The sequence below is a fragment of the Pseudomonas sp. efr-133-TYG-103a genome (genome assembly GCF_030209235.1).
Lineage (GTDB): Bacteria > Pseudomonadota > Gammaproteobacteria > Pseudomonadales > Pseudomonadaceae > Aquipseudomonas.
On record NZ_JARVSK010000001.1, the window covers coordinates 19,023 to 37,827 of the forward strand.

Sequence of the window (18,805 nt, forward strand, 5' to 3'; positions counted from 1 at the left end):
TCGAAAACGCAGCGCTCAATGGAACTGGCGATAGGCCACTGAAGTCGCATTGATATCAAACGGAGATATCAATGCGAGTCCTGCGGGTTTACCGAATTCACTACAGCATCAACGGAAGGCCGTCAGACTTTCTGCAGCCGGACCACGACCTGAGCGAGGCGGACGCCTGGCATTACGCGTGCCTGCACGCAGGCATCGGCGTGCTGCACAACGCGCCCGCCGGGCAAGACGAACTCGTGACCCTGGTCAGACACGCAAAACGATCCGGTCTGGGCGAGGTGCGTTGGGAAGAAGTGATCAGCGAAGATCCTTGAGAAGAATCGCGCGGGTGAAGCGGGTGAAATCGTCAAGGTGCTGAGTGATGATGGCGACTGTGATGGGCAGTTGGAGGGTCTGGTATTCGTGAACGGCGATGTTCCGGAAACGAGCTGCGGCGATCATGAGCTTGATCCATCTGCGCGACTGGATGGGCGTGATTCTTACGCCTATCTGAAAGACCTTCTCACGCGCCTACCTACGCGACGGGCAGGTGAAAACGAAGTGTTGTTGCCGCATAGGTGGCGTCAGGGTAATCAAGATATTCTGGCTTTTTCAATCAGTTACGGTGTTCGTGGCACGGACAGCACCTGGAGACAAACCCACCGACCGTTTGAAAGCACGGCTAAACGCGGCCAATGAGCCGTACCCCAGTTGGCTGGCGACGGTTTCGACAGGTTGACGCTCTCGGCTCAAACTTAGAAAAGCCAAACGCATTCTCAAGTCTGTCAGATATCGAAGTGGAGAAACGCCTGTCGCCAGAAGAAAACGCTGTGCAAAAACGGAGCGCGATTGATTAGCTTCGTTCGCAAGCGTTGCCACTGTCCAATTTTGACCGGGATGCTGATGCATCATGAGAATAGCCCGGCCGAGTTGGGGATCTTGTAGCGCACTCAACCAACCCGTGGCGCTACCGCATCCGTCTGCCACCCAGCTTCGTACGATGAGCGCGGCAACCACTTCGGCGAGGCGCGCCAAAATGCCCATGTGCCCAGGTTGAAGTGTCAGTGATTCCCGCTCCATTGCGTCAAGCAAGGGGCGGATCTCGGGTGATGTCTCAAGGAGCGTGCTTACTAGCAAAACCTCCGGCATCGCAGCGACAAGAGGCTGCATCCCGCCAAGCTCCAGCTCCATGCAGCAGCTGAAAATAATCACATCTTGCTGTGAGTTCTTCTCATCGACGAAGACCTGTTCGGGGCGTTTATCCTCAATTGCAGCGTCCAAGACAAGCGGCTTTACATCTGAACTAAGCGTATCTTCAGCGAACACCATCGCATGGGGCCCTCCACGGGGGATAAGAACCGCATCCCCCGTATCTAGCCGATGCAGATACGCGCTCGGACCGCGTAGCCAGACTGGCCCACGTGCGACGAAATGAAATTGTGCTCGTCCTATTTCGTTGCAGAACCCAACCCCTAAAGCGTCAGGGATTTCTATTCGGCGAAATCGAACGCCGTAGAGACGCATGCCAATCAGCAATTGGCTGATCAGCTCGTTGGAGGAGGTTTGCATAAAAAAAGCCGCGCCGCTGGACGAATGATCATTAGATCAACCTCTTTGATCATAGACCGTCCTACACCACCTATCTAGGCTTCTCGTCTCAACCCTTGAGTCTGGAAGCAATCATGAATCTCTATCCTCTTACCCTGCTGTTACGTCGCGCTTGGCTCGTCGCGTTGTTAGCAGGCCTCTCGTCAATTACGATGGCGGCAGACAAGAACTACACAGTGACGGCACCGGATGGGGTCAAACTCGCGGTGCAGGAATCAGGAAACCCCAACGGACTCACCGTTATCTTCATTCATGGCTTGCTCGGTAGTCGGCTAAATTGGGAAAGGCAGACGAGCAGTCCCGAGCTTCAACGCTTCCGGATGGTCACCTATGACCTGCGCGGCCATGGTCTCTCCGATATGCCCACAAATGTGGATGCATACACCGACGGGCGCCGGTATGCCGATGATTTGAATGCGGTGATCAAGGCAACGGGCAGCAACCGTCCGGTATTGGTCGGCTGGTCATTGGGCGGCGTGGTAATGTCTAATTACCTTGCCGCTTATGGTGACGCTGGTATCGGTGGCGTCATGTATGTCGACGGTGTAATCGAACTTAACGCTGCGCTGATTACTTCCCACCCCGATGTGTATGCCGGCCTGGCGTCTGACGATCTGAAGACCCATCTGCAAGCTGTACGTACTTTCCTTGCACTCTGCTTCCATACCCAACCAGACATAGCGACATCCGACCTGCTGTTATCGAACGCCTCCATGGCTTCCTGGACGATGACCCGCGCCACGCCTTCAATGACTGTCTCTGTCGCTGAGGGGTTGCCGAAAGCGGGCGTGCCTGTCTTTGTGCTTTATGGCGCAAAGGATGAGCTTGTCCAAGTGCAGCCCAGCATAGCCCGCGCCAAACAGCTGAATGCTCATATCCAGACGACGATATATGAGAACTCAGGTCATGCCCCATTCCTGGAAGAAGCTGCGCGTTTCAATCACGATCTGGCGAAGTTCATGGAGTTGGCTAACGCTGCGGCAAATGACCGAAGATGAACTCACGATAAAGGGTGACAAGCGCTAGAGCGCATAAGGGCGTGAAATCCTATTGGCCGCATTTTCATCTGTCAAAATGCACCCATCACAAACAAACCCAGCACAAGGCTGGGTTTGTTTGAGGGTTCATAGAGGAACAACACAGTTTTCCCGCTCTGACACCTAAGAGTTAATTTTCTACAACATCTTGATATGTAATGGCGGAGAGATAGGGACGCTCAAAATCCATTATATAGCCAGTAGGTATATAGCCTATAGGTCGTTACATGCAACTTGCTACTAAAATGGCATGCACTGGTAGCCTCTGGCCATTACAATAAGTGAGGGCTTTTTGTTCGATTTCAAGCCTGACCCGTGATGAACTCAATAGACGATTCAGCCCATAACCACGAGGTCAAGTGCCCGCAGCTTTGGCCACATTGGATTAGAATTACACACAGTCTCGACCCAGAGCCTCACCAGAAGGACCAGAACATCAGCAGAAAAGGGTAGTCTTAGTAGCCAAAGACGCTCAGGACGAGCAGCAAGAATGACAAATGACAGACGAAAAAAAAGGCGATTTGTAGGTCAGGTTTTTTGCTAAAAACCTTACTACAGATCGCCATTTTTCAACCCTTATAACTCATTGATTCATAGGGGCTTTTAATAATGGCGGAGAGATAGGGATTTGAACCCTAGGTACTGTCGCCAGTACAACGGATTTCGAATCCGTCCCGTTCGGCCACTCCGGCATCTCTCCAACGGCGCGCATCATAACAGCTCAGACGAAGAACGCGAACCCTTTTTGAGGATTTTTTCGCGTTCTTTCAGATGCTTGCGGCATTTCCCGCGTCAGAGCGGTACGCCGAGACGCTGGGCGACTTCTTCGTAGGCTTCGATGACATCGCCGAGGCCCTGACGGAAGCGGTCCTTGTCCATTTTTTTCTTGGTGTCCTTGTCCCACAGGCGGCAGCCGTCCGGGCTGAACTCATCACCCAGGACGATAGAGCCGTCGCTGAACACGCCGAACTCGAGCTTGAAATCGACCAGCAGCAGGCCAGCGTCGTCGAACAGCTTGCTCAGGACATCGTTGACCTTGAGCGACAGCTCTTTCATGCGCGCCAGTTGCTCGGCGGTGCCCCAGCCGAACGCGACAACGTGGGATTCGTTGATGAACGGGTCGCCCTTGGCGTCGTCCTTCAGGAACAGTTCAAACGTGTACGGATTGAGCTTCATGCCCTCTTCCACGCCCAGACGCTTGACCAGGCTGCCGGCGGCGTAGTTACGCACGACGCACTCGACAGGGATCATGTCGAGTTTCTTGACCAGCACTTCGTTGTCGGCCAGCAGTTTGTCGAACTGGGTCGGGATACCGGCAGCTTCGAGTTTCTGCATGATGAACGCGTTGAACTTGTTGTTCACCATGCCCTTGCGGTCGAGCTGTTCGATGCGCTTGCCGTCGAACGCCGAGGTGTCGTTACGAAACAGCAGGATCAAGCGGTCAGCGTCGTCGGTCTTGTAAACCGATTTGGCTTTGCCGCGGTAGAGTTCTTCACGTTTTTCCATGATGGGCTCCGCTTGCTAAATAGTTGGGCTAGACGCCCCTTTTGGGACGCTAGGCGATTTCGCGCCAGTCGAGCCCTGAATCTTGATCGGCCAATTGTAGCCAGTCCGGGTCGCACCCAAGGGTGTCGACGAAACATTGCCGGGCCAGATGCGGCAGGTTGTTCTTGCTGCTCAGATGGGCCAGCACCAGATGCTGCAGGTCTTGCCATCCCAGCTCGCTCACCAGACTGGCCGCCTGGTGATTGTTCAAATGTCCGTACTCCCCGCCAACGCGCTGTTTCAGGAAATAAGGATAAGCACCTCGGGCCAGCAGGTCGCGACAGTGATTGGACTCGATCATAAGGGCATCGAGCCCCCTGTAGCTGTCGAGCACCGACGGACAGTACGACCCCAGATCGGTCAGCAGACCAAAGCGGCGGCGGCCGTCATTGAAGACGAACTGCGTGGGCTCCAGCGCATCGTGAGCCACCGAAACCACATCGATGCTCAGCCCGCCGATCTCCAGCCCCTGACCGCCGGTGAGCCTGAAACCCGCCTCGACCGGCTTGCGCATGCCTCGCAGCGTGCCATCGCTCAGGTACACCGGAACGTCGTAGCGCCGAGACAGCAAACCCACGCCATGCACATGATCGGCATGTTCGTGGGTCACCAGAATGGCGCTCAGTTGATGGCCGCTGACACCCAGCCGCTCCAGTCGCCGCTCGGTTTCGCGCAAGGAGAAACCGCAGTCGACCAGCACGTAGGTGTCATGACTGGCTACCAGCGTGCCGTTACCCCGACTGCCGCTGCCCAGAACCGCGAAACGCACTTAACCGAGGTTGTCTTGAATGACGCTCAATACGCGGCGAGCGATGTCGGTCGGCGCCACGGTATTGATGTTCTTCTCGACAGTCACCTGGACGTTCTCACCGACCTTGCTCAGGCGAACCTGATAACGCTCGGCGCGGGCTTCCTTCTCTTCCTTGGTCTCTTCGCTGCCGAACATGCGGCCGAAGAAGCCAGGCTTGTTCTCGGGCTTGTCAGCCTTTTCCGCCAGGTTGATGTAGTACAGACCCAGACTGCGGTTGATGTCCTCGACGCGCCAGTCACCCTGATTCAGCGCACGACCGACGCTCGACCAGGCGCGATCAAGGTCCGCGCCCAGGTTCAGGACCGGGTTGCCACTGCCGTCTTCGCTGAGGGAAACGCGGCTTGGCGTGTCGAAATCGCGAGCGGCCAGCAACGACACCGAACCGCCTTTTTCGGCAGTCCGGGTCAGGCTCGCCAGCATGTCGTCGGTCAGGACCGAATCCAGGCCGACATTGGTGGTGCGCGACGGGAACTCGGGTTCGTCGTTGCTGCCTGCCGGGCGCTGAACGCTGACGACGTAGATTTCACTGGTGTTGCGCTGCACGCCCGGCTCGATGCGGACCCGCACGCGGGTTTCATTGCCGGCGGTGTCGCCCATGCGCTTGGCCACCGCTGCGGACAACTCGTCCGCACGCTGCCAGGTGGTGTTGAATTCACCGGTCTGCGGACGATCTTCAGCGATGCGGAAACCGTTGTCTTCAAAATACTGATGCGCGACCGGCCAGACTTCGGCGGGCGCACGCTGAGCCAGGATCCAGCGATTGTCGCCGCTCTTCTGCAGCGTGTAGTCGCCCGAATCCTGAACGGTGGACAACGGCTGCGGACGCGGCACGTTGAACTCGCCCTTCTGGGTATCGTCGGCCACGTTGCGCGGGATCGGCAGCAGCGGGTCCAGACGTTTGGCTTCCTGGACGCCTTCAGGCAGTTGCATTGGTGGTTTCTGGGTGGCTTCCAGGTAATCGCTGCTGCGATCGCGGAAGTAGCCATCCTGACCAAACAGCCAGCTGCAACCGCTGGTGCTGGAGATAATCAGGGCTAGTGCGGAAAGTCCGGCCAGTCGCTTCATTGCGTAGTGCTTCCTCATTAAACCAATACACCGGACTGGCGCAGGGCCTGACGCAGCGGCTCGTGGCAGGACTCGCTGAGCCAGGTGAGCGGCAGACGGATACCGTCCGGCATCAAACCCATCTCATGCAGGGCCCATTTCACGGGAATAGGGTTCGATTCGATGAACAGGTTCTTGTTCAGCGGCATCAGTTTTTCGTGAATCGCGCGCGCAGTGGCGGCGTCGCCAGCCATCGCGGCCTTGCACAGTTCGGCCATGTCACGCGGGGCAACGTTGGCGGTGACTGAAATATTGCCCTTGCCGCCGAGCAGGATCAGCTCGACCGCGGTGGCGTCGTCGCCGGAATAGACGAGGAAGTCGCTGCTCACGCCCGCCAGGATGTCCTTGGCGCGCTGCAGGTCACCGGTGGCTTCCTTGATGGCGATGATGTTCTTGACTTTGGACAGACGGATAACGGTCTCTGCGGACATGTCGCACGCCGTACGGCCTGGCACGTTGTAGAGGATCTGCGGCATGTCGACGGCTTCGGCGATGTGCTTGAAATGCTGGTACAAGCCTTCCTGGGTCGGCTTGTTGTAGTACGGCGTGACCAGCAGGCAGGCATCGGCACCGGCGTTCTTGGCGTTGGTGGTCAGCTCGACCGCCTCGCGGGTGGAATTGGCGCCTGTGCCGGCGATGACCGGAATGCGGCCTGCGACCTGCTGAACCACGCGGCGAATGACTTCAATGTGCTCATTGACGTCCAGCGTCGCGGATTCACCTGTGGTGCCGACGGCAACAATGGCGTTGGTGCCCTCTTTGAGGTGAAAGTCCACCAGTTTGCTCAGGCTGTCCCAGTCAAGACGACCCTGTGCATCCATAGGTGTGACCAGTGCCACCATACTGCCCGCAATCATGCAAACCGCTCCTGCCGGAAAAAGAGAGCGGTAATGGTACTGGCGCCATGATCCTTGCACAAGGCGAGCATTCCCCTGAGCGACGGTTTTCGCTACCCTTCGGTCTTTGATCGGTACTGGTCATCTGCCCGGCTCGTTCGACTGTTCGTTTTCGTCGTCGCAAACCCCGCCCCAGCGTCGTTATCGCTTGCCGTGACCGGCTCAATAAGCGATATACCGCAGTGGTCCGGATCGAAGTTGCAACGCCTTCGTTCGTCGAATCCGCCGCACAAGCCAATAATGTACCGACCGCTCATCGCTTAGGAATGCTGCATGTCGTCCATCCCCACAGTTCGCGAACAATTCCTTGTCATCAGTGCCCTTGGCGCCAACCCAATGGAGCTGACCAACGTCCTGTGCCGCGCCAGTCATGAAAGCCGTTGCTCGGTGGTCAGCTCGCGCCTCACTCGCCACGGCGAATGCAGCGCGTTGATCCTGCAGGTTTCCGGCAGCTGGGACGCCCTGGCTCGCCTGGAAGGCAGTCTGCCGAACCTGTCGAAGAAGCACGCGTTCACGGTCAACGTGGTGCGCAGCGCATCGCTCGAGAACCGGCCCGAAGCCCTGCCGTACGTGGCGTATGTCAGCTCGGCCTATCGCCCGGACATCATCAACGAGCTGTGCCAGTTCTTCATCGATCACCATGTCGAGCTGGAGAACCTGATCTGCGACACCTATCAGGCACCGCAGACCGGCGGCACCATGCTCAACGCCACGTTCACCGTCACTTTGCCGGCCGGGACCCAGATCAGCTGGTTGCGCGACCAGTTCCTGGACTTTGCCGACGCACTCAACCTCGACGCCCTGATCGAACCATGGCGCCCGCAAGCACCGATGTAAGGAATTCCAATGGCTGTAGAACTCGACCAACCCGTTGCCGACTTTCAGGTACAGGCCACCAGCGAGCAGGCAGTGACGCTGTCCGCGCTGAAGGGTCAGCAAGTGGTGATCTATTTTTACCCCAAGGACAGCACGCCAGGCTGCACCACTCAAGGCCAGGGCTTCCGTGACCATCACGCCGAGTTCAAGGCCGCCAACACCGTGGTTTTCGGCGTGTCCCGCGACAGCTTGAAGTCGCACGAAAACTTCAAGGCCAAGCAGGCATTCCCGTTCGAGCTGATTTCGGACAAGGATGAATCCCTCTGTCAGCTGTTCGACGTAATCAAGCTGAAAAAGCTGTACGGCAAGGAATACCTGGGCGTCGACCGCAGCACCTTCCTGATCGACAAGAACGGTGTGTTGCGCAAGGTATGGCGCGGCGTGAAAGTGCCCGGTCACGTGGCGGCGGTACTGGAAGCGGCCCAGGCACTCGATAAGGCCTGAGTCATCGAGTCTTGCGCATGACCTGTGGGAGTGAGCGTGCTCACGAAGGCTGACGTCCAGCCTGAGAAGAGGCTCTGACTGTACCGGCCTCTTCGTGAGCAAGCTCACTCCCACAGTATCAGCCCACAGTTACAGCCTTTGTTACAGCAACGGCGCCACGGTCGGTTCGTTTCGCGGCCAGGCGTCCAGCACGGCTTTGCACAGCGTTGCCAGCGGGATCGCGAAAAAGATGCCCCAGAACCCCCAAAGCCCTCCGAACAGCAGCACCGCACAAATGATCGCGACGGGATGCAGACTCACGGTCTGGGAAAACAGCAGCGGCACCAGCACGTTGCCATCCAGCGTCTGAATGATTCCGTAGACAGCCATCAGGTAAATGAACTGATCGCCCCATCCCCACTGAAACAGCGCAATGAAGGCCACCGGCACTGTCACCACCACCGCGCCCACATAAGGCACGACGACTGAAATGCCGACCAGCATCGCCAGCAGCGCCGAGTAATTGAGCCCCATGGTGACAAATGCGATGTAGGTCACCGCGCCGCAAATGAAAATCTCGATGACTTTTCCGCGAATGTAATTGGCGATCTGCCGGTTCATTTCCTCGGCGACCCGGGTGATCAACGTACGCTCGCGGGGCAGATACCCTCTCACCCAGCGGCCGATCATCCGACGGTCCTTGAGGAAAAAGAACACAAGAATCGGCACCAGCACCAGATAGATCATCATGTTGATCAACAGCGGCAGACTGGACAGCGAGAATGTCAGGGCCCACTGGCCGAACTTGCCGATTTCACCGCGCGCCACTTCAATGGCCTGCAACACCTGCTCATCGGACACCAGATGCGGATAACGCTCGGGCAGCAGCAACAGCAGGGACTGCCATTTGGCGAGCATGCCGGGCAGCTCGTTGAACAGGGTGATCAACTGATGCCAGAGCAAAGGCACCAGCACCAGCAGAAACAGCCCCAAAGCCCCCATGAACAGCGCAAAGACCAGCCCCACCGCGCCGCCTTCCGGCACATGCAGGCGTTCAAGCTGAGCCACCATGCCGTGCATCAGGAATGCCAGCACCAGACCGGCGAGCACCGGTGCCAGCATGCCGCCCAGGGTGAGGACGATCGTGAACGCCAAGACCAACAGCACCGCCAGCACCACGGCTTCCTCATCGGAAAAGTAGCGCTGAATCCAGTCGCGAAGCACTTTGAACATCAAAAATCCTTTGGGAGCGGTGGGATCGAAACTCTCAGGCCTTGCGCAGCCAATACCGATAGATGCCATCGACATCTTCTTCGTGCAACAGCGCATGCCCGGACAACTTGGCAAAGGTGCGGAAATCACGCTGGGATCCTGCGTCCGTTGCAGTGACTTTCAGCACTGCGCCGCTTGCCAGACGATTGAGTTCCATTTTCGCCTTGAGCAGCGGCAACGGGCAGTTCAAACCACTGGCATCCAGTTCGGCATCACAGTGTGCGGGGCGCCCTACAGCGTCAGACATCGTTTCTCTCCGGGTAGGCACATTCGTTTACAGAGAAACTGCAAACAGAGCGAGGAAGAACATTCTTACAAGTTTGCAAGAATACCCCACTCTGGTCAGCAAGCCATTGAGCCAGCTACAGTAACGACTTTCTGCCTCAGAGTTTCGTGCATGACTTTTTTGCGCCCCACGCTGCTGACGCTCGCATGCCTGCTGGCTAGCCCTGCTTTTGCAGAAGATGACCTGCCGTCCCTTGGCGACGCCAGCTCCTCTATCGTCTCGCCTCAACAGGAACATGACCTGGGCCGCGCGTGGCTCGGACTGCTTCGCGCACAAGTCGCTCAGCTGTCGGACCCGCAATTGAAGGACTTCGTCGAGACGTCTGTCTATCGTCTTGCCGAAACCAGCCAGGTGCAGGATCGCCGACTCGAGTTCATCCTGATCAACACGCCCGAGATCAACGCCTTCGCGGCGCCCGGTGGCATCATCGGTGTCAACGGCGGCCTGTTCCTGCACGCCGAAACCGAAGGTGAATACGCCGCCGTCCTCGCCCACGAACTCGCTCACTTGTCGCAACGGCACTTCGCCCGTGGGGTGCAGGCGCAGCAGCGCATGCAGGTTCCGGTAATGGCCGCGATGCTGGCGGGCATCGTCATGGCCGCTGCAGGCGCCGGCGATGCCGGGATCGCCGCCATCGCGGGAACGCAGGCCGCCGCCATTCAGGAGCAGGCGCGCTTCTCTCGCCAGAACGAAGCCGAGGCGGACCGGATCGGCATTCTCAACCTGGAGAAGGCCGGTTACGACCCACGCAACATGCCGACGATGTTCGAACGTCTGGCGCGCCAGTATCGGTACGACGCCAAGCCACCGGAATTTCTCATGAGCCACCCGGTGACCGAGTCGCGCATTGCCGACACCCGCAACCGCGCAGAACAGGCGAGCCCCGGCGGCAAGGAAGACAGCCTGGCTTACCAGCTGATGCGCGCCCGCGTGGTGTTGATCTACGAAGAAACGCCGGGCATGGCCGCCAAACGCTTTCGGGCGCAGCTGGCCGAAAACCCGAAAAACGACGCCGCCCGTTACGGCCTTGCATTGGCGCAAACCAAGGCAGGTCAGTTGAATGAGGCGCGCGAGACGCTCAAGCCACTGCTCGACAAGGCACCCGACAACATCACGTACAACCTTGCAGCGGTCAATCTCGACATCTCCAACAACCGCTTGCCCGACGCGCAGCAGCGAGTCGACCGGATGTTGAGCATCTACCCGGACGACTATCCGCTCAACCAGGCGAAGGTCGACGTTCTGCTCAAGCAGTCAAAAGCGCCTGAAGCACTGAAGTCGCTGGAAACCCTGCTCAAACGCCGCCCTGACGACCCGGACGTCTGGAATCAGGTGGCCGATACGCGCGGACTGTCGGGCAACACAATCGGCCTGCATCAGGCACGCGCCGAGTACTTCGCCCTGATGGGTGACTTCAAGCAGGCGATTCAACAGCTGGAGTTTGCCAAGCGACGTGCCAACAACAACTTCCAACTGGCCTCGCGAATCGACGCGCGACAGCAGGAAATCATCGCCCAGGAGCGAGCGGTGAAGGAAATGATGAACTAGTAACAGCTCAGAGCTTTAAGCCTCAAGCCGCAAGAAAACAGCCCCTCTTGCAGCTTGACGCTTGCGGCGGCTGTCAGGCATTCCCCGAGAGTTTCAGACGCGCCGCCTGGGTGAAATCCAGCATGCGCTGCAGCGGCCTCACGGCCTGAGGAATGACGGCCGGGTCGACGAAGATTTCATTGGTGCCCTCCCGCAGGCACTGCAGCGTACGCGCCAGCGTGTTCATCGCCATCCAGGGACAATGCGCGCAACTGCGGCAGGCGGCGCCATTTCCGGCGGTCGGTGCTTCGATGAAAATCTTGTCCGGGCACAGCTGCTGCATTTTGTAGAAGATGCCCCGATCGGTAGCGACGATGAACGTTTTGTTCGGCAGCGTCTGCGCCGCTTTGATCAGCTGGCTGGTAGAGCCCACTGCATCGGCCAGATCGATGACCGACTCCGGCGACTCGGGATGCACCAGGATCGCAGCGTCCGGATACAGCGCCTTCATGTCCTCCAGCTGCCGCGACTTGAACTCCTCGTGGACAATGCATGCGCCATCCCAGAGCAGCATGTCCGCGCCCGTTTCGCGCTGGATGTAGCGACCCAGATGCTTGTCCGGTGCCCAGATGATCTTTTCGCCGTTGTCCATCAGGCTCTCGACGATCTCCAGCGCACAACTTGACGTCACCACCCAGTCAGCACGGGCCTTTACCGCTGCGGAGGTATTGGCATACACAACCACAGTGCGCTCTGGATGTTGATCACAGAACGCGGTGAATTCGTCCACGCCGCAACCCAGATCCAGCGAGCAGGTCGCTTCCAGCGTCGGCATCAGGACGCGTTTCTCAGGGGTGAGGATTTTCGCGGTTTCGCCCATGAAGCGAACGCCTGCGACCAGTACGGTTTTCGCTGGGTGGTTCTTGCCGAAGCGGGCCATTTCCAGTGAGTCCGACACACAGCCGCCGGTTTCTTCAGCCAGCGCCTGAATGACTGGATCGCAGTAGTAATGCGCGACCAGCACGGCATCCTGCGCCTTGAGTTCGGCAGCAATCAGTCGACGGTACTCGGCTTCTTCTTCCGGGCTCAGTGGTTTGGGTTGTTTGGCGTCTAGATGCGCCTGTACCAGAAGGCGTTCAGAAATCTGTGTCATGTTCGCAGGCCCTGAATGCGCGTTAGCGCGAACGTCGAATTTACACCTGTACATCAGGCAACAATTGAGGCGGAGACTCTCACGGTCATGAAGTTTCCGGCCTTGCACACGCTTCATGGAGCGTGCGTCGCTAGGGATCCGCTGCACACTCCCCTCCCACATGACGATCGTTTGGGGATCGATGAGAAGGGTGGCGCAAAGCGGCGGCGAATGTACCATGCAACCTGTTGAGCGATCACTTACCGAGCGCTGCGTACGCCTGCGGGTGCTGCGGTAGGCCTGCGGGTGCTGCGGTGCAGTGCCGAAGTCCCGCTTCCCGGCAAGCCCCACACGAAAGGCCAATAAACGCTTCGGAAAATCGAGGGCGAAAAAAAACCCGAGAATTCACACTTTCGTGGACCTCTCGGGTTTTGAAGATGGTGGGTCGTGTAGGATTCGAACCTACGACCAATTGGTTAAAAGCCAACTGCTCTACCAACTGAGCTAACGACCCGCTTCGTGGTGGCGCGTATATTACTGATTTTTCTCAGTAATTCAACACCCGATTGCAAAAAAATTAAAAATATCTGGTTGGATCGGTCACACCGGCGGCCGCGAAGCCTTCGGCGCGCAGGCGGCAGCTGTCGCATTTGCCACATGCACGGCCTTCATCGTCAGCCTGATAGCAGGAAACGGTGAGCCCGTAATCAACGCCCAGCCGCGTACCGGCTTTGACGATGTCAGCTTTGCTGAGCATCTGCAGCGGCGCCTGAATGGTAAAGCCCTGCCCTTCCACGCCTGCTTTGGTCGCCAGGTTCGCCATCCGCTCGAACGACTCGACGAACTCGGGACGGCAATCCGGGTAGCCGGAGTAGTCCACTGCGTTCACGCCGATGAAGATGTCGCGAGCGCCCAGAACTTCAGCCCAGCCCAGCGCCAGCGAAAGAAAAACCGTATTGCGCGCCGGAACATAGGTCACCGGAATGCCTTCGCCCGGTGTTTCAGGGACCGCAATGCTGCTGTCGGTCAATGCCGAGCCACCAATGCCGTTCAGGTTGAGGCCGATCACCTTGTGCTCGACGACGCCCAGATCCTTCGCTACCCGCTCTGCCGCCTGCAACTCGGCGCGGTGGCGCTGACCGTAGTCGAAGCTCATGGTGTAGCAGCTGAAGCCCTCGGCTTTCGCCATCGCCACAACCGTGGCCGAATCGAGCCCGCCGGACAGCAGGATTACCGCTCTTTTCTCAGTCATCAGGTGTTCACTCATCTCAGCGCCCCGGCTCATCGTTCCAGAGGATTTTGTGCAGCTGCAGTTGCAGGCGCACCGGCAGATTGTCGGCGACGATCCAGTCCGCCAGATCACGCACATTCAGGTCGCGATGCACCGGCGAAAACAACACTTCACCGGCACGCCGATCCAGTCCGTACTGGATGATCTTCGAGACAGCCCAGTCGTAGTCTTCGCGAGAGCAAATGACGAATTTGACCTGATCGTTCGAGGTCAGCAGGTCGATGTTCTCGTAGCGGTTACGCGCGACCTCTTTGGAGCCCGGCGTCTTGAGATCGACCACGCGGCTGACCCGCGGATCGACCCGGGAAATGTCCAGCGCACCGCTGGTCTCCAGGGAAACTTCGTAGCCGGCATCGCACAGCCGCTTGAGCAACGGGATCGCGTTGGGTTGAGCCAGCGGCTCGCCGCCCGTGACGCAGACATAGCGCGGGCGGTATCCAGCGACCTGCTCCATGAGCGAGTCGAGTGTCTGGATTGTGCCGCCACTGAATGCGTATTCGCTGTCGCAATAACCACAGCGCAAAGGACAGCCGGTCAAACGCACGAAAACGGTAGGCAAGCCTGCCGTACGCGTTTCACCCTGCAACGAGTAAAAGACTTCGGTGATTCGTAATGTGTCTTGCATAGGGGCCACGGGCGTAACGGCTAAACAGGCCATCCGCCTCCGTCAGGCACTTTTGTGCACCCTGCGCTCGCAGAATCCACAGAAGCGTAATCAATACCGGAATTTCGGGTGCGAGATTCTAACGAAAAAAGCCGCGCAACGCGCGGCTTTCTTGAACCAGAGGTCAAATCGACAGCAGTCAGAGGCGCTGAAGGTCCCGCTGCGCCAGTTGTGCAGCCGAAGTACCGGGGTACTGGGCGACAACCTGTTGCAAGATGCCTTTGACCTTGTCGGTGTGACCCAGGCGGCGCTCGACATCGGCAAGCTTATACAGCGAGTCAGGTACCTTGGCGTGCTTTGGGTACAACTGGCTGACCTTGGCAAAAGCCTGACCGGCACCTTGAAGATCGCCTTTGGCCAGATTGACTTCACCCAGCCAGTACTGGGCGTTACCGGCGTACTGACTGTTAGGGTATTTACGCAGGAAAGCGGCGAATGCCTGGCTTGCCTTGTCGAAATCCTTGGCTTTGATCAGGTCGAAAGCAGCATCGTAGTAAAGCTTTTCTTTCGCCGGATCGCCCGGTTCGCTGCTGGCCTGGGGTGCCTGAGAGGCTCCACCAGCGGCAGGCGCCACGGAATTTCCGCCGGCATTGACTGCGCCGTCGGAAGAAGAATTGTTGGCAGCTGGTGCGGCAGCGCCGCCAGCTCCGATGCGGGAATCGAGGTCTTTGTAACGATCCAGCGCTTCCTGTTTCATCTGCTGGATATCGTTCTGCTGGACTTCGACGATTCCGCGCAAGCGCGAAATTTCATCCTGCATTTGTTGCAACTGCATGAACAGCTGACCTTGCGCCGAAGGTTGGGCCGTAGCCCCCCCTCCGGCGTAGGCGCCGGCCGTACCATAACCTGATGGCGGATAACTGCTGCCAGCAGAGCCAGAGTTGTCATCGACCACAGGAACCGCACCCATCGCTGCAAGAGGAAGGGTGAGAGCCAAAACGGTTAAAGCACGGCGGCACGTTCGCATGTCAAATTACTTACGCAGTTCGACGCGACGGTTTTGAGCCCAGGATTGCTCGTCGTTGCCGGTAGCAACTGGACGCTCTTCACCGTAGGAAACGATTTCCAGCTGAGCTGGCGAAACGCCTTGCAGAACCAGGTAGCGTTGAACGGCTTTCGCACGACGCTCGCCCAGTGCCAGGTTGTATTCGCGAGTACCGCGTTCGTCGGTGTTACCTTCCAGAACTACGCGAGCGCCGTTGGCTTTCAGGTCCTTGGCGTGAACGTCCAGAGCGCGCATGGCTTCTGGTTTCAGGTCAGAACTGTCGTATTCGAAGTAGAAAGTGGTGATTGCGCGCAGAGCAGCTTCTTCGCTCAGGGAGCCGTCAACGGCACCAGTGTTTGCGCCGTAACCAGCGTTTGGATCTACAGCAGCGCCTTCACCGGCATTGTCGCCGCCTTTGGACGAGCAACCTACAGCTACAGCCATGGCCAGAGCCAGCGCAGCAAATTTACCAAACTTCAGCATTTCCATCGTGAAACTCCTAATGAACCCCAGTGTGTTAAGTAAAACGTAAAGCGCCGCGTCAGTTCAGGTAAGGGGACCAGGAAGGTTCTCTGACTTCGCCTTGAGCGGTAGGAAGCGGGAGCCTTACGCGTCCATTAATGGACACGAGCATCAAGACTCCCCGGCCCTGCTGGCGGGTGGCGTAGATTACCATGGTGCCGTTGGGCGCAACAGTAGGCGACTCATCAAGGTTGCTGTCTGTGAGGATTTTTACGCTACCGCGCTGCAAATCCTGAGCCGCTACCTTGAAGTTGGTGAAACCATCTTGACGATGGATCATCACGAGCGTCTTTTCATCAGCCGACAACTTCGGGTTGGCGTTGTAGTTACCGATGAAAGTGACACGCTCGGCGCCGCCACCATTGATGCTGGTTTTATAGATCTGTGGCTTGCCGCCGCGATCAGAGGTGAAATAAAGCGTCGAACCGTCTTTACCGAAGAAAGGTTCGGTGTCGATGGACGAATCATTGGTCACACGCGACAACTGACGAGACGCCAGATTCATCACGTAGATTTCCGGGTTGCCGTCCTTGGACAGCACCATCGCCAGCTTGCTGCCGTCCGGAGACCAGGCCGGTGCACCGTTCAGGCCTTCGAAGTTGGTGATCTGCTCACGGCGGCCAGTATCGATGTGCTGAACGAAGATGCGCGGACGCTTCTGCTCGAACGACACATAGGCGATGCGTTTGCCGTCTGGGGCGAAGCGAGGCGACAGGATCGGCTCGCGCGATTGCAGCAGTGTCACTGCGCGGGCGCCGTCATAGTCCGACCGTTGCAGCGTGTAGCGAGTGTTGTTCGCCGCGAAGCGCTCCGCAGTGACATACAACATGCGGGTGGAGAACGCGCCCTTGATGCCGGTCAGTTTTTCGAACGACTGGTCGGCGATGTAGTGCGCCATGTCACGCAACTGATCATTGGTGCCGGTCACGTTACCGGTCAGGACCTGCTGTTCGGTGGCCACGTTGAACAGCGCGTACTGGACCTGAAGACGACCGCCAGCCGGCGTGATGCTGCCTACCATGACGTATTGAGCGCCCAGGGCTTTCCAGTCGCGGAAGATGACTTCGCTCGCCTGACTAGGCTGGCTGATCATGTTTTCCTTTGGAATCGGCGAGTAATAGCCAGAGTTCAGCAAGTCATTGCCGATGATCTGAGCCATGTCTTCCGGCAGAACGCTGCCGCCCTGCAGGCCAAATGGCACGACTGCAATAGGCGTGGCGCGGTCACTGCCGCTTGTGACCAGAATGTTCTTTTCGTCGGCAGCGGCGAAACCCGCTGCGCAACAAAGAACGACAAGCAATCCTCGAAGAAGGTTAATCACAAGGCTAGGTCCTCAGGTGTGAATGTCATCTTGAATGAACGGTAAGGCGCGAAATCCGAAGGTTTCAGCCCCTGCATCTCTGTCAAACGACCAATGTTCTTGACCGCTGCTACTGCCGAACTGTCGAACGGACCATCGCCGCTGGACTTGCTCACGCTCACCGAAGTGATCGTTCCGTCCGGCAACATTGCGATCTGCAACACGACCGTCATGCCTTTGCGCGCCGAAGGTGGACGTGCCCAACCTTCCGCAGCCCGCGAGCGAATCAAGTCATCGAAGCTGCCCGCAACCTCGTCGCCCTGCTCATCGGCCAGCGCCTGTTGGCGTTCCGGCTTGTCGGAAAGCAGATCGGCCAATGCTTGCGCCTTCTTGTCTTCCGCCGATTTACGAGCAGCATCCTGGGCTTTCTTCTTCGCGTCGTCAGCAGCCTTTTTCTTGGCATCCTCAGCCGCTTTCTTCTTCGCGTCTTCGGCGGCCTTTTTCTTGGCGTCTTCTGCAGCCTGTTTCTTCGCGTCCTCGGCAGCCTGTTTCTTGGCTTCCTCAGCGGCCGCGCGCTTGGCGTCTTCTTCGGCCTTCTTCTTCGCGTCGTCTTCGGCTTTCTTCTTGGCTATATCAGCCAGTTGTTTCTCTTCAGCGGCTTTCTTGGCGTCGTCCGCTTTTTTGGCTTCGGCCTTCTTGGCATCGTCGGCTTTTTTGGCCTCTTCCGCTTTCTTGGCTTCCTCGGCCTTTTGCTCTTCGGCTTTTTGAGCGGCATCGGCTTTCTTTTGTTCCGCCGCCTTTATCGCCTCTTGCTCAACTTTTTTCTGCTCCATCTGCTCGACTTCAGTCTGTCGTGCAGCGGATTTCTTCGCCTCGCCAGCAAGCTTCTGGTTGGTCTGGGTGGTCGCCTGACTCTTGGATTTCAACTGATAGAGCGTTGCCTGAACAATAGGCTTCGCCTCAGGCAGCTCGGGTGTCATCGCGAAGCTGACGAACAACAGGCCAAAAATCAGGACGTGCAGCGCAACAGCCCAGACAGAGGGCCAGAAGTAGCTTTCCGAGGCAGACGGCTCTCGAATCGGCTGCATCAGGGCGCCTCGGTAATCAAACCAACGTTCCCGACTCCGGCCTTCTGCAACCCGCCCATCGTGCCCATGACGGCACCATAGTCGACGGTTTTGTCGCCACGAATGAACACCTGCGTCTGCTTGCCTGCCTCACGACCGGCCGCGATGATTTTGGTCACGGCGCTGGTCAGTTGCGGCAAGGTCATGGCCTTGTCCATCTGTTTGTCGGTATCGACTTCGCTGCCAAGGTTCCAGTAGTAGGTCTTGTCAGCCTTGATCGAAATGGTCAGGACCTGATTGTTGTTGTCCTGCGGCAAAGCCTCGCTGGAGACCTTCGGCAGATCGACTTTCACGCCCTGGTTAATCATTGGAGCGGTCACCATGAAGATGACCAGCAGCACCAGCATCACGTCGATGTAAGGCACCACGTTCATTTCGGCGACCGGCTTGCGTTTGCCGCGTCGGCCGCGAGCGATTAAA

20 protein-coding genes, 2 tRNA genes and 2 pseudogenes are annotated in these 18,805 nt (G+C 58.0%); 6 read left to right on the forward strand and 18 right to left on the reverse strand.

Annotated features, from left to right (window positions below):
• Positions 1-71 precede the first annotated feature (71 nt).
• Complete coding sequence (locus QRN36_RS00105; RefSeq protein ID WP_285422322.1) at positions 72-314, forward strand: DUF6555 family protein; 243 nt, start codon at positions 72-74, stop codon at positions 312-314.
• Here the strand turns inward: QRN36_RS00105 and QRN36_RS00110 are convergent.
• Positions 298-423, reverse strand: a pseudogene (locus QRN36_RS00110) (HepT-like ribonuclease domain-containing protein); the annotation flags it as partial. The gene QRN36_RS00105 and the pseudogene QRN36_RS00110 sit on opposite strands and share 17 nt — an antisense overlap.
• Between QRN36_RS00110 and QRN36_RS00115 the strand changes: the two are divergent.
• A pseudogene (locus tag QRN36_RS00115) lies at positions 422-564 on the forward strand (transposase domain-containing protein); the annotation flags it as partial. The pseudogenes QRN36_RS00110 and QRN36_RS00115 overlap by 2 nt on opposite strands.
• A gap of 27 nt (positions 565-591) precedes the next feature.
• Here QRN36_RS00115 and QRN36_RS00120 read toward each other — a convergent pair.
• Complete coding sequence (locus tag QRN36_RS00120; protein WP_285422323.1) at positions 592-1,548, reverse strand: AraC family transcriptional regulator; 957 nt, start codon at positions 1,546-1,548, stop codon at positions 592-594.
• A gap of 113 nt (positions 1,549-1,661) precedes the next feature.
• Between QRN36_RS00120 and QRN36_RS00125 the strand changes: the two genes are divergently transcribed.
• Entirely contained in the window at positions 1,662-2,585 is a 924-nt protein-coding gene (locus QRN36_RS00125; protein WP_285422324.1) for an alpha/beta fold hydrolase, read from the forward strand.
• Positions 2,586-3,234: 649 nt separating this feature from the next.
• Here QRN36_RS00125 and QRN36_RS00130 read toward each other — a convergent pair.
• The 5 genes from QRN36_RS00130 to dapA all read right to left on the reverse strand — a co-directional run bounded on the left by QRN36_RS00130 (position 3,235) and on the right by dapA (position 6,941).
• A tRNA-Ser gene (locus QRN36_RS00130) sits at positions 3,235-3,324 on the reverse strand.
• Between the two features lie 92 nt (positions 3,325-3,416).
• A complete protein-coding gene (purC, locus tag QRN36_RS00135) occupies positions 3,417-4,130 on the reverse strand; it encodes a phosphoribosylaminoimidazolesuccinocarboxamide synthase (RefSeq protein WP_120125462.1) in 714 nt (237 codons plus the stop codon).
• 49 nt (positions 4,131-4,179) lie between these two features.
• Positions 4,180-4,938, reverse strand: coding sequence for an MBL fold metallo-hydrolase (locus tag QRN36_RS00140; protein ID WP_093463536.1), 759 nt, complete (start codon positions 4,936-4,938; stop codon positions 4,180-4,182).
• Positions 4,939-6,045 carry an outer membrane protein assembly factor BamC gene (gene bamC, locus QRN36_RS00145; RefSeq protein WP_285422325.1) on the reverse strand — a complete coding sequence of 369 codons (1,107 nt, stop codon included), beginning with the start codon at positions 6,043-6,045 and terminating at the stop codon, positions 4,939-4,941. It abuts the gene before it with no gap.
• Between the two features lie 17 nt (positions 6,046-6,062).
• On the reverse strand, positions 6,063-6,941 hold the full coding sequence (dapA, locus tag QRN36_RS00150) for a 4-hydroxy-tetrahydrodipicolinate synthase (RefSeq protein WP_285422326.1): 879 nt from the start codon (positions 6,939-6,941) through the stop codon (positions 6,063-6,065).
• Between the two features lie 312 nt (positions 6,942-7,253).
• On the opposite strand from dapA, the gene QRN36_RS00155 reads away from it, so the two are divergent.
• Both QRN36_RS00155 and QRN36_RS00160 read left to right on the forward strand, forming a co-directional pair.
• Positions 7,254-7,817: a glycine cleavage system protein R gene (locus QRN36_RS00155; protein ID WP_093463530.1), complete on the forward strand. Its 564-nt coding sequence runs from the start codon at positions 7,254-7,256 to the stop codon at positions 7,815-7,817.
• A gap of 9 nt (positions 7,818-7,826) precedes the next feature.
• On the forward strand, positions 7,827-8,300 hold the full coding sequence (locus tag QRN36_RS00160; protein WP_285422327.1) for a peroxiredoxin: 474 nt from the start codon (positions 7,827-7,829) through the stop codon (positions 8,298-8,300).
• A 141-nt stretch (positions 8,301-8,441) separates the two neighbouring features.
• Here the strand turns inward: QRN36_RS00160 and QRN36_RS00165 are convergent, their stop codons facing one another.
• Together QRN36_RS00165 and QRN36_RS00170 are read right to left on the reverse strand one after the other, a co-directional pair.
• A complete protein-coding gene (locus QRN36_RS00165) occupies positions 8,442-9,512 on the reverse strand; it encodes an AI-2E family transporter (protein ID WP_093463526.1) in 1,071 nt (356 codons plus the stop codon).
• A 34-nt stretch (positions 9,513-9,546) separates the two neighbouring features.
• Positions 9,547-9,798 carry a sulfurtransferase TusA family protein gene (locus tag QRN36_RS00170; RefSeq protein WP_093463524.1) on the reverse strand — a complete coding sequence of 84 codons (252 nt, stop codon included), beginning with the start codon at positions 9,796-9,798 and terminating at the stop codon, positions 9,547-9,549.
• A 150-nt stretch (positions 9,799-9,948) separates the two neighbouring features.
• Here QRN36_RS00170 and QRN36_RS00175 point away from each other — a divergent pair, with 150 nt between their 5' ends.
• Entirely contained in the window at positions 9,949-11,385 is a 1,437-nt protein-coding gene (locus QRN36_RS00175; protein WP_285422328.1) for a M48 family metalloprotease, read from the forward strand.
• 73 nt (positions 11,386-11,458) lie between these two features.
• Here the strand turns inward: QRN36_RS00175 and nadA are convergent, their stop codons facing one another.
• The 9 genes from nadA to tolR form a co-directional block, all read right to left on the reverse strand.
• A complete protein-coding gene (nadA, locus tag QRN36_RS00180) occupies positions 11,459-12,517 on the reverse strand; it encodes a quinolinate synthase NadA (RefSeq protein WP_285422329.1) in 1,059 nt (352 codons plus the stop codon).
• A gap of 417 nt (positions 12,518-12,934) precedes the next feature.
• Positions 12,935-13,010: transfer RNA gene (locus QRN36_RS00185), tRNA-Lys, on the reverse strand.
• Positions 13,011-13,073: 63 nt separating this feature from the next.
• Positions 13,074-13,748 carry a 7-cyano-7-deazaguanine synthase QueC gene (gene queC, locus QRN36_RS00190; protein ID WP_285422330.1) on the reverse strand — a complete coding sequence of 225 codons (675 nt, stop codon included), beginning with the start codon at positions 13,746-13,748 and terminating at the stop codon, positions 13,074-13,076.
• Positions 13,749-13,764: 16 nt separating this feature from the next.
• A complete protein-coding gene (queE, locus tag QRN36_RS00195) occupies positions 13,765-14,412 on the reverse strand; it encodes a 7-carboxy-7-deazaguanine synthase QueE (RefSeq protein WP_285422331.1) in 648 nt (215 codons plus the stop codon).
• A 178-nt stretch (positions 14,413-14,590) separates the two neighbouring features.
• On the reverse strand, positions 14,591-15,418 hold the full coding sequence (ybgF, locus tag QRN36_RS00200; protein ID WP_285422332.1) for a tol-pal system protein YbgF: 828 nt from the start codon (positions 15,416-15,418) through the stop codon (positions 14,591-14,593).
• A 6-nt stretch (positions 15,419-15,424) separates the two neighbouring features.
• Positions 15,425-15,925, reverse strand: a complete 501-nt coding sequence (gene pal / locus QRN36_RS00205; protein WP_093463507.1) for a peptidoglycan-associated lipoprotein Pal — start codon at positions 15,923-15,925, stop codon at positions 15,425-15,427.
• Between the two features lie 52 nt (positions 15,926-15,977).
• Positions 15,978-17,279 carry a Tol-Pal system beta propeller repeat protein TolB gene (gene tolB / locus QRN36_RS00210; protein ID WP_093463504.1) on the reverse strand — a complete coding sequence of 434 codons (1,302 nt, stop codon included), beginning with the start codon at positions 17,277-17,279 and terminating at the stop codon, positions 15,978-15,980.
• Entirely contained in the window at positions 17,276-18,346 is a 1,071-nt protein-coding gene (tolA, locus tag QRN36_RS00215) for a cell envelope integrity protein TolA (RefSeq protein ID WP_093463501.1), read from the reverse strand. Before tolA ends, tolB begins: the two co-directional genes overlap by 4 nt.
• On the reverse strand, positions 18,346-18,801 hold the full coding sequence (gene tolR / locus QRN36_RS00220; RefSeq protein ID WP_177182142.1) for a protein TolR: 456 nt from the start codon (positions 18,799-18,801) through the stop codon (positions 18,346-18,348). Before tolR ends, tolA begins: the two co-directional genes overlap by 1 nt.
• Positions 18,802-18,805: the final 4 nt, after the last annotated feature.